We start from the raw sequence: 16422 nt of genomic DNA on the forward strand, positions 1-16422 counted from the left end.
AGGGCGGCGCTCAGCCGAACTGCACGGACCGCTTGGCCAGCCCCATCCAGAACCCGTCGATCACCGACCGCCGCAGGTCCAGCTCACCGGCCGCGTCCGCGGCCCCCATGGTCACGAACAGGGGCGCGAAGTGCTCGGTGCGCGGGTGCGCGAGCCGCCCCGCCGGGGACTTGCGGGCGAAGTCGAGCAGCCCGTCCACGTCACCGTCCTCCAGCGCACGCCGGCCCCAGTCGTCGAACTCCGCGGACCAGGAGGGGACACCGCCCTGGCGCAGCGCGGCCAGGTTGTGGGTGAAGAAGCCGGAGCCGATGATCAGCACGCCCTCGTCGCGCAGCGGCGCGAGCCTGCGGCCGGTCTCCATCAGCCGTTCCGGGTCGAGGGTCGGCATGGAGACCTGGAGGACCGGGATGTCGGCGTCGGGGTACATCTCGACCAGCGGCACGTAGGCGCCGTGGTCGAGGCCGCGGTCGGGGACGTCCTGGACGGGCGTGCCGGGGGCGCGCAGCAGCTTGCGGACCGACTCGGCCAGCGCGGGGGCGCCGGGAGCCTCGTAACGCACCTGGTAGTAGTGCTCCGGGAAGCCCCAGAAGTCGTACACCAGGGGCAGGGTCGTGGTGGCGCCGAGGGCGAGCGGGGACTCCTCCCAGTGGGCGGAGACGACGAGGATCGCCTTCGGCCGGGGCAGCCCGGCGGCCCACGCGGCGAGTTCGCCGGGCCAGACCGGGTCGTCGGCGAGCGGCGGGGCGCCGTGGCTGAGGTAGAGGGCGGGCATGCGCTCCTGCGTGGCGGCGGTCATGACGGCTCCCGATACTTGAACTCTCAATCTCTACTGGGTCAATGTACCCCGAACTTGTTTAACTTTCAAGGAGTAGTTCCGTAGAGTGGGACCCATGAACGACGAACCCCGCTGGCTCACCGACGAGGAGCAGCTCGTCTGGCGCTCCTACATCGAGGCCGCCACCCTCCTGGAGGACCACCTCGACCGGCAGCTCCAGCGCGACGCGGGCATGCCGCACGTCTACTACGGCCTGCTGGTCAAACTGGCCGAGTCGCCGAGGCGGCGGCTGCGGATGACGGAGCTGGCCCGCCACGCGAAGATCACCCGCTCCCGGCTCTCGCACGCGGTCGCCCGGCTGGAGAAGAACGGCTGGGTCCGCCGCGAGGACTGCCCCTCCGACAAGCGCGGCCAGTTCGCCATCCTCACGGACGAGGGGTACGCGGTGCTGAGCCGGACCGCTCCGGGCCACGTGGACGCCGTGCGCCAGGCCGTCTTCGACCGGCTCACCCCCGAACAGCAGAAGTCCCTCGGCGAGATCATGCGGATCGTCGCCGAGGGACTTCAGCCGAGCGAAGCGGGTGCGGACCTGCCCTGGCTGCGCTGAACGCGCGGCCGGGGCAGGTCCTGGGAGCCGTGTGCGGAGGGCGTCCCCTCCCCCCGCACACGGATGGAACGAAGGGCCCGAGCGGGTACCGGGTCCGGCGTCAGTGGGCGACGACCGGCACCGGCAGCTCGTCCTCGACCCCGTCACCCGCGGCCGACCCGGTGACGGTGGTGCCGCCCGGGCGTCCGGCGTTGATGAAGGTCAGGGCGATCACGGCGGCCGCCACCAGGATGCCGACGGCGAACCAGATGGCGCTGGTGTAGCCCTGCACCTGGCCCTGGAGCTGGACCAGCTGCTGCTGGGACCGGGAGGTCGCGCCGCCGATGTGGTCGGCGACGTAGGACGTGGTGGCCGAGGCCGCGATCGTGTTCAGCAGCGCCGTACCGATCGCGCCGCCCACCTGCTGCGAGGTGTTGACCATCGCCGAGGCGACACCGGCGTCCCGCGCTTCCACGCCCATGGTGGCCATGGACATGGCCGGCATGAACGCCGTACCCATGCCGAGGCCGAGCAGGAGCATGCCGGGCAGCAGCACACCGGCGTAGGAGGTGTCGATCTCCAGCTGGGTCAGCAGCAGCATGCCGACGGCGGCGACCAGGAAGCCGGGGCCCATCAGCAGCCGGGGCGCGACCCGGGTCATCAGGCGGGTGCCGATCTGGGTGGAGCCCGTGATCATGCCCGCGATCATCGGCAGGAAGGCGAAGCCGGTCTTCACCGGCGTGTAGCCCTTCACGATCTGGAGGTAGTAGGTCAGGAAGAGGAACAGGCCGAACATCGCGATGATCGCCAGGCCCAGCGAGAGGTAGATCCCGCCGCGGTTGCGCTCGGTGATGACCCGCAGTGGCAGCAGCGGGGCCTTGACCCTCGACTCGACGATCACGAAGGCGAGCAGCAGCACGGCCGCCGCGACGAACATGCCGACGGTCAGCGCGTCGCTCCAGCCGTTGGACTCGGCGCGGGTGAAGCCGTAGACGAGCGAGACCAGGCCGAGGGTGGAGAGGATCACGCCGGGGATGTCGAGCGGCGAGCGGTTGCGGCCGCCCTGGGGCTCACGGATGACCAGGTAGGCACCGGCCGCGGCGACGATGGCGAACGGGATGTTGACGAAGAACGTCCAGCGCCAGTTCAGGTACTCGGTGAGGAATCCGCCGAGGATCAGACCCACGGCGCCGCCGCCACCGGCGATCGCGCCGTAGATGCCGAAGGCCTTGGCGCGCTCCTTGGCGTCCGTGAACATCACGGCGAGCAGGGAGAGCGCGGCGGGCGCGAGCAGGGCGCCGAAGACACCCTGGAGGGCGCGGGAGCCGAACATCATCGCCTCGTTGGTGGCCGCGCCGCCGAGCGCCGAGGCGACGGCGAAGCCGGCCAGGCCGAGGACGAAGGTGCGCTTGCGGCCCCACAGGTCGGCTATCCGGCCGCCGAACAGCAGCAGACCGCCGAAGGCGAGGGCGTAGGCCGTGACGACCCACTGCCGGTTGCCGTCGGAGATGCCGAGGTCCTGCTGGGCGGAGGGCAGGGCGATGTTCACGATGGTGGCGTCGAGGACCACCATCAGCTGGGCGAGCGCGATGAAGACGAGCGCTTTCCAGCGTCCGGCGTCCGGGACGCCGGGAGCCTTGACGGCTGTTTGAGACATGGGGATACCCACTTCGGGACTTCGTGACGGATAAAGGTGAGTAAAGGGACGACCGACCTACGGCGACGGCCGGACGGTCGGGTGTCGCGGAACTGCTGGAGCTACTGGTCGCAGGGCCGGCGCAGATCCTCCATGGTCACTTCGCTGCCGGGCAGGACGGAGCGGGCCGGCGCCCGCAGTCCGTCCAGGAACAGCTGGAGATGGCGGTGGACGAACCGGTCGGCGCTCAGACACCCCGTACCGGCCGGGGGCCGGCTCAGCTGGGCGGCGGCGATCATCAGGTCGCCCACGCCCACGTCGTTACGGAGCTGACCGGCCGCCTTCGCCCGGTCCATGACCTCGGCGACGAGTCGTTCGACCCGTTCGCGCGCCGCTTCCAGGTCGGGGTGGTGCTGGTCGAACGTGCTGGAGACCATGGGGCACAGGGCGCTGATCCGCTCGTCGGCGGAGGCGTGCACGAAGCGCTCCAGCGCCTCGAACGCGTCACCGGTCTCCGCGAGGGCCAGCTCGGCCGCCCGTGCCGTGCGGTCCATGACCGAGCAGACGACCTCACGGACGAGGGCGTCGCGGTCGGGGAAGTTGCGGTACACCGTGGCGTTGCCCACGCCGGCCCGGCGGGCGATCTCGTCGAGCGGCACCTCGGGGCCGTGCTCGACGAACATCTCCCGGGCGGCGGTGACGATCCGCTCCCGGTTGCGCAGAGCGTCGGCACGGGGCCGGGACACCTTGCGCTGCTCGGGGGTCGCGGTCTGCACGGCGTACTCCTTGGCGAGGGGTTCGCGATCCGGGGAGCCAGTCCCCGTTTCGCTCGGACACAGGGCTAAACGGGGAAACGATCCCCGGTTATTTCCCGGACCCGGGAAGAAACACCGTGACCTGAGTCACACCACCGGGACGACCCGGCTCCTCACCCTCCGTGAGGCCCCAACGCCCGTCCCCCGGACGGAAGCTACCGGCGAGAAACCCACGATCGGCCGCTCCAGCGCGCGCCCCCACACCCCCCGGCACAGGGTGAGCGCAGGAGCGCAGCCGGTGCCGGGCGGCTGCCGTGATGCGGGGAGGTCCGCATGCAGGCGCAGCCGCCGAGCCGACGCATACGTCCGCGCCGGCTGGCCGCGATCGGGACCGTCGGCGTCCTGACCCTCGCGCTCAGCACCTCGGCGAGCACCGGCGGCCTCGCGCCCGGCACCGCGGGCGCCGGACCGGCCGCCCTCTCCCGCTCCTCCGCGCACGGCCCCTGCATGATCAGTGGCGGACCCGAGATCCAGATGTCCGAGGGCGTCCCGACCTCCGCCGGCTACGCCCCCTCGACCGGCACCGTCCGGGCCCTGAACCTGATGATCGACTTCTCCGACGCGCCCGGCGAGGGCGAGGCGCTCGACCGGTTCGCGGAGTTCTTCCCGAAGACCGAGGAGTGGTTCCGCACCAGCTCCTACGGCCGCCTCGACTACCGCCCCGAGACCCCCGTACGGGACTGGCTGCGGATGCCGAAGTCGTTCGCGGAGTACGCCATAGAGCGCGGCGCCCCCTTCGAACCCGGCTACCGCAAAATGGTCCAGGACCTCGTGGCGACGGCCGACGCGGAGGTGGACTTCCGCTCCTACGACCTGCTGAACGTGCTGGTCACCCCCAACGCGGGCCCGTCCGCCCTGGACACGGTGCTGTCCGTGACCTTCGCCGGGAACGCCGACGCCCCGGTCGCCGACGGCGTCCCGGTGGCCAACGCGTCCTTCGTCTACTCCCGCCAGGACGACGGCTCCGGCTCCTACGACGAGACCGGCTACCGGGTGCTGCCGCACGAGAACGGCCACGTCTTCGGGCTCCCCGACCTCTACACCCAGGACGGCGGGGGCGCCGTCGGGCACTGGGACATCATGAGCGAGGACTGGGGCGCCAACAACGACCTCCTCGGCTGGCACAAGTGGAAGCTGGGCTGGCTCGACCCCTCCCAGGTGCACTGCGCCGCGGCGGCCGGGACGACCGAGTACACGCTGACGCCGCTGGCCCGCAGGGGCGGCGACAAGCTGGTGGTCGTCCCGCTGGACGGCGAGTCCGGCTACGCGGTGGAGCTGCGCACCCAGGCGGGCAACGACGAGACGGTGTGCCGGCCGGGTGTGCTGGTCTACAAGGTCGACGCGGACGTCGACACCGGCATGGGCCCGGTGAAGGTCTACGACTCCCAGCGCGACAGCGGCGGCTGCACCCGCGGTCCGAACGTCCACGCCGAACTCTCCGACGCCGCCTTCACCCCGGGCGAGACCTTCCAGGACCCGGCCCGGGACGTCACGATCAAGGTGGCGGGGGCGGACGGGAACGGCGACCACCGGGTGCGGGTCACCCGCGGCGAGCGGGATTAACGTAGCCCTGCCGCGAACGCCGTACCGGAGAGCCGATGCCCGCCAACACCACGAACGCCGTCGCACGCGACGGGGCCGCCGCCGTGCCGGACGAGGCGGTGGCGCCGCTGCTGCGCGGGATCGCCGTGCTGCGCCGGCTGACCGAGGCGGACGGCGGCGCGCTCAGCCTCAGCGGGCTGGAGAAGGCCACCGGACTGGCCCGGTCCACCGTCGACCGCCTCACCGCCACCCTCGCCCGCGTGGGATACGTCCGCCTGGACGGCCGCGACGTGTCCCTCGCCCCCCGGCTGATGGAACTGGGCAACGCCTACCTCGCCGCGCTCCGCCTGCCCGACCTGCTGGCCGCCCGCGCCGACGCCCTCGCCGACGAACTGGACGAGTCGGTGTCGCTGGCGGTCGGCGACCGGGACGGCATCCGCTTCATCCACCAGGCCACCCGTCGCCGCGCGATGTCCCTGAGCTTCCGCATCGGCGACCTCCTGCCCGCCGAACGCACCGCGCCGGGACCGCTGTTCGCCGCCGAGTGGACGCCGGCCGACTGGCACCGCTGGCACCGGCGCCGGGCGGCCGACCCGGAGGACCGCGGCTTCCCCGCCGTACCGCCGCGCGAACACGGCACCCCGGACGAGGACTTCGAGCGACGTACGGAGCGGGCGGCGGGCGACGGCTGGGCGCTGGACGACCAGTTGATCGAGCCGGGCCTGGTGGCGGTATCGGTCCCGGTGCGCGACCCCGGCACCGGACGGGTGGCCTGCGTGGCGAGCGTGGTGAGCCACACCAGCCGCCACACGGCACCGGACCTGCGGGCCGCCCTGCTCCCCCGGCTGCGCGCGGCGGTCGCCGCGATGGAGGACGACCTGCGCACCGCGCCGCCACCGGAACCGGGGCCGCCGCCCTCCGGCCTGGCCACCTGGACCGGTGCGTCCAAACAGGAGCTGGGCCGGGAGTTCGTGGAGTCGCTGGCCCGCGGGCTGACCGTGCTGACCGCCTTCGGCGCGGGCCGCCCGGCGCTGACCCTCACCGAGGTCGCGAAGGCCACCGGTCTGGCCCGCGCGACCGCCCGCCGGGCGCTGATCACCTACGAGCACGCGGGGCTGGTGGCACCGGCGCCCGACCGGGCGTTCGCGCTCACCCCCCGGGTGCTCTCGCTCGGCTTCCCGCCGCTCTCCCGCACGTCCCTGCCCGAGATCGCCCAGCCGCACCTGACCGCGCTGGCCGGCCGGGTGCACGAGTCGGCGGCGCTGGCCGTCCTGTCGGAGACGGGCGAGGAGATCCAGTACACGGCCCGGGCGTCCACCGGCCGCGTGCTGAGCGCCCGGGTCACGGTCGGTACCCGGCTGCCCGCGTACGCGACCGCGTTGGGGCGCGTGCTGCTGGCCGGCCGCCCGGACGGCGCCGGGACACCGTCCGACGTGCTGCGGGAGGTGCGGGCGCGGGGCCACGCCCTGGTCGACGAGGAGCTGGAGGCCGGGCTGCGCGCCGTCGCGGTCCCGGTGCGCGACCGTACGGGACGGGTGGTGGCCGCCGTGAACGTGGCGATGCACGCGGCCCGCCGGACGACGGAGGAGTGCGTGACGCGGGTCCTGCCGGAGCTGCGGCGCACGGCGGACCTCATCGAGACCGAACTGCGGGTGGCGGGGCGCTTCTGCCGGGTGCCCGCCGTCTGACCCCGCGGAAACGGCGGCGGCCCGGGGGCGGCGGTCCGCAGAGGTCGGATCGCCGCCCCCGGGCCGGTTCGAACGGAGCCTGCGGGGGAATTTCAGGCCCTGGCACGAGGGTACGGAGACCGTCCCGCGCGCCACACCTGGCGTTCGTCAGGCGTGGAACTTACCTTCGGCAGTACGGCTCAGGCCCCGCTGCGCTGCTCCCGGAGGAACTCCGCGACGCGGAAGGCGAGTTCGATGGACTGGGCGGCGTTCAGCCGTGGGTCGCAGGCGGTCTCGTAGCGGCTGGCCAGGTGAGTGTCCAGGACCTCGTCGAGGTCGCCGCCCAGGCATTCGGTGACGTCGTCGCCGGTGAGTTCGAGGTGGATGCCGCCCGGGTGCAGGCCCTCCTCGCGGTGCGCAGCGAAGAACTCGGCGACCTCGGTGGTGATGTCGGACAGCCGGCGGGTCTTGTAGCCGCTCTCCGAGACGAAGGTGTTGCCGTGCATGGGGTCGCAGGCCCACACCGGGGTGTGCCCGGCGTCGCGCACGGCCCGCAGCAGCGGCGGCAGCAGCTCCGCGCCGCGTCCGGCGCCGAGCCGGCTGATCAGGACGAGCCTGCCCGGGGCGCGGTCCGGGTCGAGCCGTTCGCACAGCTCGCGCAGGTCGTCGGCGCCGGTGGACGGGCCCACCTTGACGCCGATCGGGTTGTCCACCCCGGCCAGCAGCTCCACGTGCGCCCCGTCGAGCCGCCGGGTGCGGTCGCCGATCCACAGCATGTGGGCGCTGGTGTCGAACCAGCCGCGCCGCTTCTCGTCGTAGCGGATCAGCGCCTGTTCGTACTGGGGCAGCAGCGCCTCGTGCGAGGTGTAGAGCTGCACCTGGTGCAGGGCCGCCTGGGAGCGGGTGTCCAGGCCGCACGCGGACATGAACCTGAGGGCCCAGGTGATGTCGTCGGCGGCCTTCTCGTAGCGTTGTCCGGCGGCGCTGCGCCGGACGAACTCCTGGTTCCAGTCGTGCACCTGGCCCAGGTCGGCGTAGCCGCCCAGGGTCAGCGCGCGCAGCACGTTCAGGGCCGCCGAGGCGTGGTGGTAGGCGCTCAACAGCCGTCCGGCGTCCGGGCGGCGGGCCTCGGCGGTGAACTCGGGCCGGTTGACGATGTCGCCGCGGAACGCGGGCAGTTCGACGCCATCGACGGTCTCCGTGGGGCGGCTGCGGGGCTTGCCGAACTGGCCCGCGATCCTGCCCACCTTGACCACCGGCAGCCCGGATCCGTAGGTGAGCAGGATGGCCACCTGCAGGATCACCCGCAGCTTGCCGCGCACCCCGGCCTCGGTGCAGGAGCCGAACCGCTCGGCGCAGTCGCCCGCCTGGAGCAGGAAGCCCTCCCCGGCGGCGACCTGGGCCAGGGAGCGGCGCAGGTCGAGGATCTCCTCGGGGAGCACCAGCGGCGGCCGCAGGGCGAGGGTGTTCTCCACCCCGCGCAGCTCCTCGGGGTCGGGCCAGTCCGGCTGCTGGGCGGCCGGGCGGCCGCGCCACGAGTCCGGGCTCCACGCGCCCCGTCCACCGCCGCCCGTCGCCGGGGCCCCGTCCGGGACCGCCCGTCGTGTCGTGTGCGTGTCGCTCGCCGTCATCCGACCAGTTCCTTGATCGTGGCACCGGGATCCCCGGCCCGCATGAGCAGTTCTCCGACCAGGACCGCGTCGACCCCGGCCCCTTCCAGCGCACGGGCGTCCGCCGCGCCGCGGACTCCGCTCTCCCCGACCATGACGCGTCCGGTGCCCACCCGCCCGCGCAGCCGGGCCGAAAGGGTCCGGTCGATCGAGAAGTCCCGCAGGTCGCGGTGGTTGACGCCGATGACGTCGGCGCCCGCCGCGAGGGCCACGTCCACCTCCCGCTCGTCGTGCACCTCGACCAGCGCCTCCATGCCCTGTGCCCGGGTGTGGGCGAGGAGTTCGGCCAGCCGCTCCGGACTCAGCGCGGCGACGATCAGCAGCAGGGCGTCGGCGCCGAGCGCGCGGGCCTCCAGGATCTGGTACTCGTCGGTGACGAAGTCCTTGCGCAGCACGGGCAGCTCGCAGGCGGCGCGGGCGACGGCCAGGTGCTCGGGGCTGCCGCCGAACCCGGCCTCGTGGGTGAGCACCGACAGGGCGTGGGCGCCGCCGTCCTGGTAGGCGCGGGCCAGCTCGGCGGGGCGGTAGTCGTCGGTGAGCGGCCCCTTGGAGGGGCTGCGGGGCTTCATCTCGGCGATGACTGCGAGGCCCGGTTCGCGCAGTGCGGCGGCGAAGTCCCGGGCGGGGGGCGCGGCGGCGGCCAGGTCTGCCAGTTCCGCCTCGGGACGTGCCGCGCGGCGGCGACGCGTCTGGAGTTCCGCGTCGGCGACGAGGGTGGTGAGGATGCCGCTCACGCCGGCACCTCCACGTCCGCGTCCGCGCGCTGCCAGGAGGCGCGGGTCCAGCGGTCGAGCAGGTCGGCGGCGGCGCCGTTGTCCACGGCGGTCCCGGCGAGCCGCAGCGCGTCGGGCCAGGTGCCGGCCAGGTCGGCGACGCGCAGGGCGGCGGCGGCGTTGAGCAGCACCACGTCCCGCGCGGGGCCGCGTTCACCGGACAGGACGCGGCGGACGACGGCCGCGTTGACGGCGCGGTCGCCGCCGGCCAGGTCGCCGGGCCCGGACCTGGCCAGTCCGTGGTCGGCGGGGTCGAAGCGGTGGGTGGTGCGGCGGCCGTCGCGCAGCTCGACCATGTGGGCCGGTGCGCCGGTGCTCAGTTCGTCCATGCCGTCCTCGCTGTGGAAGACCAGGGCGCTGGTGACGCCGAGCCGGTCGAGGACCTCGGTCATCGGTTCCACCAGCTCCCGGCTCGGCACGCCCAGGGTGCGCAGCCGGGCGCCCGACGGGTTGCACAGCGGCCCGAGCAGGTTGAAGACGGTCCGCGCGCCCAGTTCCCGGCGCGGGCCCGCCGTGTGCCGGAAGGCCGGGTGGAAGACCGGGGCGAACAGGAAGGTGATCCCGGCGCGCTCCAGGCAGGCCGCGGCCTCCTCGGCGCCGAGGTCGATGCGGATGCCCAGCTCCTCCAGCACGTCGGCGCTGCCGCAGGCGGAGGAGGCGCTGCGGTTGCCGTGCTTGGCGACCCGTACCCCGCAGGCGGCGGCGACGATCGCGGACGCGGTGGAGATGTTGAAGGTGTTCAGCCCGTCGCCACCGGTCCCGCAGGTGTCGAGCAGGTCACCCTCGCACGGCACCGGCGTGGCGAACTCCTGGGCGGCGCGGGCCATGCCGACCAGGTCGTCCACGGACGCGCCGCGCACCGTGACGGCCAGCGCGAACCCGGCGATCTGGGCCGCGGTGGCCTCGCCGCGCATGATCACGCGCATCGCGTCGGCGGCCTCGCCCTCGGTGAGGGGGCGCCGCACGAGCGTTCTCAGGGACTCAATCATCAGCGCACTCCAGGAAGTTCGCGATCAGCTGCTTGCCCTCGGGGCTGAGCACCGACTCCGGGTGGAACTGCACCCCGTGGACGGGGTGCTCGCGGTGGCGCAGGCCCATGATCGTGCCGTCCGCCGTGCGGGCCGTGACGACCAGTTCGTCCGGCAGACCGGTGGGCGCGACCACGAGCGAGTGGTACCGGGTGGCGGTGAACGGGTCGGGCAGGCCGGCCAGGACGCCGCTGCCGTCGTGGTGCACCGCGGACGCCTTGCCGTGCACCTGTTCGCCGCGCACCACCGAGCCGCCGAAGGCCGCCGCGATGCTCTGGTGGCCCAGGCAGACGCCGAGGATCGGCAGCCGGGCGCCGAGTGCGCGGACCGCTTCGACGCAGATCCCCGCCTCGTCCGGCGTGCCGGGACCGGGCGAGAGCAGCAGCAGGTCGAACGCGGCGAGGTCGGCGAGGCCGACGGCGTCGTTGCGGAAGACGGTGGGCCGGCCGCCCTGTTCGGCGACGTAGTGGACGAGGTTGTAGGTGAACGAGTCGTAGTTGTCGACGACCGCGACGCGCGGCCCGGCACCCGGGCGGGTTCCGTACGGTGCGCTCATGTCCCGGCCTCCGCCCGGCGTACGGCTGTGAGCATCGCCCGCGACTTGTGCAGCGTCTCGCGGAACTCGGCGGCGGGGTCGGAGTCGGCGACGAGCCCGGCGCCCGCCTGCACGTGCACCTGCCCGTCGGCGACGACCACGGTGCGCAGCGCGATGGCGAAGTCGGTCAGGCCGTCCGCGCCGACGAACCCGAGGGCACCGCCGTACACGCCGCGCCGCTCGGGCTCCAGCTCGGCGATGATCTCCATGGCCCGGATCTTGGGCGCTCCGGAGAGGGTGCCGGCGGGGAAGGCGGAGCGCAGGGCGTCCAGCGCGTCCCGGCCCGGTGCGAGGTCTCCGGCGACGGTGGACGACAGGTGCATCACGTGGGAGAAGCGCTCGACCCGCATCAGCCGCTCGACCCGGACGGTGCCCGGTTCGGTGACCCGGCCGAGGTCGTTGCGGCCGAGGTCGACCAGCATCACGTGTTCGGCGCGCTCCTTCTCGTCGGCGAGCAGTTCCCGCTCCAGCCTCAGGTCCTCGGCGGGGTCGGGGTGCCGGGGGCGGGTGCCGGCCAGGGGCCGGGTGCGTACCGTGCGGCCGGTCGCCTTGACGAGGAGTTCGGGCGAGGCGCCGATGATGTGCCGGCCGCCGCCGAGGCTCAGGTGGTACATGTACGGCGAGGGGTTGGTGGCCCGCAGGTGCCGGTACAGGTCGAGCGGTGCGGCGCGCAGGGGTCTGCTGAGCCGCCGGGAGAGCACGATCTGGAAGGCGTCGCCGGCCGCGATGTGCTCGCGGGCGCGGGCGACGCGGTCCGTGAACTCCGCCTCGGTGAGGTTGGCGGTCCAGCCGTCCGTCTCGGTGTCCACCGGTGCGGCGCCGGCGAGCGGCCGGCCGGCGAACCCGGCGGGCCGGTCCGCCTCGCGCAGCCTGCGGTTGAGGTGCGTGATCCGGGCGACGGCGTCGTCGTAGGACTCCAGGGCCGGGCGGTACAGGGTCATCAGCAGGACCCGCCGCGTCGCGTGGTCGAAGACGACGAGGTCGTCGGCGGCCAGGAAGGCGGACTCGGGAAGGCCGGGCGGCGGTCCCCCGGCGACGGGGAGGTCCTCGAAATGGCGGGCCGCCTCGTAGCCGAGGTAGCCGACGATCCCGCCGTGGAACGGAGGCAGTCCGCGCACCGGAGCCGCGGACCGGGCCAGGAAGCCGCGCAGCGCGGTCAGCGGGTCGCCGCCGGGCAGGTCCAGCGGGACGGGGCGGTGGCCGACGTACGAGTAGCGTGCCACCCCGCCGGAGACGGGCACGCTCTCCAGCAGGAAGCCCGCCTCGTCCGGTCCGCACAGCTGGGAGAAGGCGGTCACGGGGCTGATGGCGTCGTCCAGGAACTCCTGGTGGAGCGGGATGACGTCGTGTTCCCGGGCCAGTGCCGCGGCGGCGGAGCGGTCCGGGACGGTGGCGCGGGCCGCCGCGGCCGCCTCGCGCGGGTCCGGTGCGTACGCCGTGCGCGCCCCGGACCCGGTGGCGTGGGTGGTCATGCCGCCTTCCCGGCGGCGGAGGAGACCCGGCCCACTCCGACGACGGCGCGCCGCGGGATGGTGACGCGCCACCCGCCGGCGGCCTCCTCCCGGCGCAGTGCGCAGGAGGTGAGGCCCTCCGGCGCGTCCGGGTAGCGGAAGACGGCCTTCGCGGTCTCGGCCACCCAGCGGTACGCCTCGGTCTCGGTGCGGCCCTCGAAGACCTTGACCAGCCCGTACATGTTGAGCAGGTACCGGCCGATCTCCAGCTCGGCCTCCTCGGGGGTGGCGCCGACGGCGGTGTACGGGTCGTCGATCTCCACGACCTCGCGGTGGTCGTAGCCGGCCTTCTCCAGGTATCCGTCGATCTCGTCCCGGGTGAAGTGGAGGAACTTGTGGCCGGTCGCCGAGTACACGTCGGTGACCTCCTCGAACCACACGTCCGCCGGGGAGCCGACGAGGAAGTCGTGCAGGACGAACGTGCCGCCGGGGCGGAGCATCCGGCGCGCCTCGGTGGCCACCGTCTGGCGGTCCGAGGGCGGCACGTGGTGCGAGCCGTAGGCCAGGAGTACGGCGTCCACGCTGCCGTCGCGCAGCAGTGGCTGCTCGGCCCGCTGGAGCAGGGCGGGCACGCCCGCCGCCCACGCCGTCGTCACCATGTGGGGGGACGCGTCGCAGGTGAGGATGTTGAAGTCGCCGATGCCCAGTTCCTCGCACACCATGCGGACCAGTCCGTCGCCGCCCAGCAGGTCGACCAGGACGGGCCGCTCGCCGTCCGGCGTGCGGCGGGCGGTGTCGGCGAAGCCGAGGAGCTTCCTGATCCCGGTCTCCCGGGCCCGCCGGTTGAGGGCCTGGGCCTGCACGTACTCCACGCCCCGGCTGCCCTCGCCCTCGGCGCCGAAGTCGTCGTGCCGCGGCGGGGTGGCGTCCCTGGCCGCCTCCCACGCGGCGATCCGCCGCGGGTCGGCGAGGGCGTGCAACTCGGGGTGGTGCCGACGCAGTTCCGCCAGCTGTCCTCGCACGTCGTCCCCGGTCACGGGGTGTCCGCTCGTCTGTGCGTGCATGCGTCGGGATCTCCTCGGGTGGGGGTGGGCGCGGGCCAACGCGATGCCCGCCGGGCTGCCGGCACGACGCTAGGAGCGTCAACTTTCTGCTCGATATCGATCGGCTTTCGCCCCGCCGGGCCAAGGTCCGTCCCTGTCGAAAGTAAGGCGCAAGAGACGTCGTTCGTGCCTGGTGGCGGTGGATGACGGGCTCCTACAGTCACGTGGCGGGGGACGCAGCCGAGACCGGAACTGAGCGCGGAGTCGAGCCCGGGAGGGCGTCAGGGATGAAGAACCAGTTGGACGAGCCGGGGGGCACGACGCGCGTCGGCGGGAGGGGCGGCCTGAGCGCGGCGGAGGTCGCCGAACGGGTCGCGGCGGGGCAGGTCAACGATGTGCCGGCCCGGTCGAGCCGCAGCATCGGAGAGATCGTCCGGGGCAACCTGTTCACGCGCATCAACGCGATCATCGGCGTGCTGTTCGTCATCGTGATGATCGTCGGGCCGGTGCAGGACGGACTGTTCGGCGGGGTCATCCTCGCCAACACACTGATCGGCATCATCCAGGAGGTGCGCGCCAAGCGGACCCTGGACCAGCTCGCGATCGTCGGTGAGAGCCGGCCGCGGGTCTGGCGGGACGGGCAGCGGGTCGAGCTGAGCGCCTCCGAGATCGTCATCGACGACACCATCGATCTCGGTCAGGGCGACAAGATCGTGGTGGACGGCACCGTCACCTCGGGCGACAACCTGGAGGTCGACGAGTCACTGCTCACCGGCGAGGCCGACCCGGTGGTCAAGCAGCCCGGCGACCCGGTGATGTCCGGCAGCTTCGTGGTCGCCGGATCGGGGGCGTTCACCGCCACCCGGGTGGGCCGGGAGGCGTACGCCTCGCAGCTCGCCGAAGAGGCCAAGCGCTTCAGCCTGGTCAACTCCGAGCTGCGCAACGGCATCGACCGGATCCTGAAGTTCGTCACCTGGGCGATCATCCCGGCGGGCATCGCGCTGATCATCACGCAGTTCGTGGTGAACGACGACAACTTCTCCGAGGCGATCCGGCGCATGGTGGGCGGTCTCGTCCCCATGGTTCCCGAGGGCCTGGTGCTGCTGACCTCACTGGCCTTCGCGGTCGGCGTGGTCCGGCTGGGCAAGAAGCAGTGCCTCGTGCAGGAGTTGCCGGCGATCGAGGGGCTGGCCCGGGTGGACACGGTCTGCCTGGACAAGACGGGCACGCTCACCGAGGCGTCGATGGACGTCGACGAGGTCCTGCCGCTGCTGCCGGACGTGCCGGTCGAGGCGGTACTCGGCGCGCTCGGCGCCGCCGACGAGCGCCCCAACTCCAGCCTCCAGGCGATCATCGAGTCCTACCCCGCTCCCGGTGACTGGCGGCGCACCGCCACCGCGCCCTTCTCGTCCGCGCGGCGCTGGAGCGGCGCCTCCTTCGTCGAACCGTCCGGCACCGAGTCGGCGTGGCTGCTCGGCGCGCCGGACGCGATGCTGCCGGCCGGCCACTCGGTGCTCACCGCCGCCGACTCCTACGGGGCGCGGGGGCTGCGCGTGCTGCTCCTCGCGCGCTGTTCGCGGCAGCTGGACGCGCTCATGGACGACCCCGGGGCCGTGCCCGACGCGGTCACGGCCGCCGCGCTCGTCGTCATCAAGCAGCGGGTGCGCCAGGAGGCGCCGGCGACGCTCCAGTACTTCGCCGACCAGGGTGTGACGGCGAAGGTGATCTCGGGCGACAACGCCGTCTCGGTGGGCGCCGTCGCCTCCAGCCTGTCGCTGCCGGGAGCCGAGCGGCCGGTGGACGCCCGGTTCCTGCCCGAGGACCCGAAGGAACTGGCCGACGCCGTCGAGGAGAACTCCATCTTCGGGCGGGTCGGGCCGCAGCAGAAGCGGGACATGGTGGGCGCCCTCCAGTCGCGCGGCCACACCGTGGCGATGACCGGCGACGGCGTCAACGACGTCCTCGCGCTCAAGGACGCGGACATCGGCGTGGGGATGGGCTCGGGCAGCCCGGCCACCCGGGCGGTCGCGCAGATCGTCCTGCTGAACAACAACTTCTCCGCACTGCCCTCGGTGGTCGCGGAGGGGCGCCGGGTGATCGGCAACATCGAGCGGGTGGCCAACCTGTTCCTCACCAAGACCGTGTACTCGGTGGTGATGGCGCTGGTCGTCGTGCTGGCCCAGGTGCCCTACCCCTTCCTGCCGCGCCACATCACCCTGATCGGCTCCCTCACCATCGGCATCCCGGCGTTCTTCATCGCGCTCGCCCCCAACAAGGAGCGTGCCCGGGCCAACTTCGTCGGCCGTGTCCTCAGGTTCGCGATCCCGGCCGGCGTGCTGGCGGCCACCGCCACCTCGGTGGCCTACCTGGTCGCCCGGACCGTGTACGACGACAACCTGGACGCCGAGACCTCGGCGGCGACGCTCGCGCTGTTCCTCACCGCGTTGTGGGCCCTGGCCATCATCGCCCGTCCGTACACCTGGTGGCGGGTGGCGCTGGTGCTGACCATGGCGGTGAGCTTCGCGGTGGTGCTCGTGGTGCCGTGGCTCCAGGAGTTCTTCCAGCTGAAGCTGGTCGGTGTCGCCGCTCCGTGGACGGCGGTCGCCTGTGCGGCGGTCGCCGGACTGCTGCTGGAGGTGGTCTGGGCCCGCATGCGGCGCGGGCTCGACGCCGAGTGAGCGACCGGGCGGTCATCCCCCGTACCGCCCGGTGAGAGGAAGGGACGCCCGGCCCGTGCCGGGCGTCCCTTTCGTCTGTGCGTCCGTACGGCTCCCTGACGCAAGGGGCGTCACGATCCAGCCAAACCTCGGCACCGGTACCACCGGACGCGACGGCTCCGGA

At 73.2% G+C, this 16422-nt stretch carries 13 protein-coding genes; 4 read left to right on the forward strand and 9 right to left on the reverse strand.

What is annotated here, in order from left to right:
• Positions 1-10: 10 nt before the first annotated feature.
• On the reverse strand, positions 11-796 hold the full coding sequence (locus OIE75_RS15680) for a dioxygenase family protein (RefSeq protein WP_163015960.1): 786 nt from the start codon (positions 794-796) through the stop codon (positions 11-13).
• A 94-nt stretch (positions 797-890) separates the two neighbouring features.
• Between OIE75_RS15680 and OIE75_RS15685 the strand changes: the two genes are divergently transcribed.
• Positions 891-1382, forward strand: a complete 492-nt coding sequence (locus OIE75_RS15685) for a MarR family winged helix-turn-helix transcriptional regulator (RefSeq protein ID WP_307012946.1) — start codon at positions 891-893, stop codon at positions 1380-1382.
• 100 nt (positions 1383-1482) lie between these two features.
• Here OIE75_RS15685 and OIE75_RS15690 read toward each other — a convergent pair whose 3' ends face one another.
• The gene (locus tag OIE75_RS15690; protein ID WP_307012947.1) at positions 1483-3018 is read right to left on the reverse strand and encodes an MFS transporter; all 1536 of its coding nucleotides are present in this window, start codon (positions 3016-3018) and stop codon (positions 1483-1485) included.
• 101 nt (positions 3019-3119) lie between these two features.
• Entirely contained in the window at positions 3120-3773 is a 654-nt protein-coding gene (locus OIE75_RS15695; RefSeq protein WP_307012948.1) for a TetR/AcrR family transcriptional regulator, read from the reverse strand.
• A gap of 312 nt (positions 3774-4085) precedes the next feature.
• Between OIE75_RS15695 and OIE75_RS15700 the strand changes: the two genes are divergently transcribed.
• Both OIE75_RS15700 and OIE75_RS15705 read left to right on the forward strand, forming a co-directional pair.
• A complete protein-coding gene (locus OIE75_RS15700) occupies positions 4086-5375 on the forward strand; it encodes a M6 family metalloprotease domain-containing protein (RefSeq protein WP_329471258.1) in 1290 nt (429 codons plus the stop codon).
• A 35-nt stretch (positions 5376-5410) separates the two neighbouring features.
• Entirely contained in the window at positions 5411-7042 is a 1632-nt protein-coding gene (locus OIE75_RS15705) for an IclR family transcriptional regulator domain-containing protein (RefSeq protein ID WP_329471259.1), read from the forward strand.
• 179 nt (positions 7043-7221) lie between these two features.
• Here the strand turns inward: OIE75_RS15705 and OIE75_RS15710 are convergent, their stop codons facing one another.
• Genes OIE75_RS15710 through OIE75_RS15735 form a run of 6 tightly spaced genes read right to left on the reverse strand, consistent with a single transcriptional unit; the run spans position 7222 to position 13602 of the window.
• Positions 7222-8652, reverse strand: a complete 1431-nt coding sequence (locus tag OIE75_RS15710; protein ID WP_307012953.1) for a class II 3-deoxy-7-phosphoheptulonate synthase — start codon at positions 8650-8652, stop codon at positions 7222-7224.
• Positions 8649-9425 carry an indole-3-glycerol phosphate synthase TrpC gene (trpC, locus tag OIE75_RS15715; protein WP_307012955.1) on the reverse strand — a complete coding sequence of 259 codons (777 nt, stop codon included), beginning with the start codon at positions 9423-9425 and terminating at the stop codon, positions 8649-8651. Before trpC ends, OIE75_RS15710 begins: the two co-directional genes overlap by 4 nt.
• Entirely contained in the window at positions 9422-10429 is a 1008-nt protein-coding gene (trpD, locus tag OIE75_RS15720) for an anthranilate phosphoribosyltransferase (protein WP_307017952.1), read from the reverse strand. Before trpD ends, trpC begins: the two co-directional genes overlap by 4 nt.
• A gap of 16 nt (positions 10430-10445) precedes the next feature.
• On the reverse strand, positions 10446-11048 hold the full coding sequence (locus OIE75_RS15725; RefSeq protein WP_307012957.1) for an anthranilate synthase component II: 603 nt from the start codon (positions 11046-11048) through the stop codon (positions 10446-10448).
• Positions 11045-12559 carry an anthranilate synthase component I family protein gene (locus tag OIE75_RS15730; RefSeq protein WP_329471260.1) on the reverse strand — a complete coding sequence of 505 codons (1515 nt, stop codon included), beginning with the start codon at positions 12557-12559 and terminating at the stop codon, positions 11045-11047. Before OIE75_RS15730 ends, OIE75_RS15725 begins: the two co-directional genes overlap by 4 nt.
• A complete protein-coding gene (locus tag OIE75_RS15735) occupies positions 12556-13602 on the reverse strand; it encodes a class I SAM-dependent methyltransferase (RefSeq protein WP_307012961.1) in 1047 nt (348 codons plus the stop codon). The genes OIE75_RS15730 and OIE75_RS15735 overlap by 4 nt, the downstream gene beginning before the upstream one ends.
• Positions 13603-13868: 266 nt before the next feature.
• On the opposite strand from OIE75_RS15735, the gene OIE75_RS15740 reads away from it, so the two are divergent.
• On the forward strand, positions 13869-16259 hold the full coding sequence (locus OIE75_RS15740; protein ID WP_307012963.1) for an HAD-IC family P-type ATPase: 2391 nt from the start codon (positions 13869-13871) through the stop codon (positions 16257-16259).
• The last annotated feature ends 163 nt before the right edge of the window (positions 16260-16422 follow it).

It is taken from the genome of Streptomyces sp. NBC_01723 (genome assembly GCF_036246005.1).
Classification (GTDB): domain Bacteria; phylum Actinomycetota; class Actinomycetes; order Streptomycetales; family Streptomycetaceae; genus Streptomyces.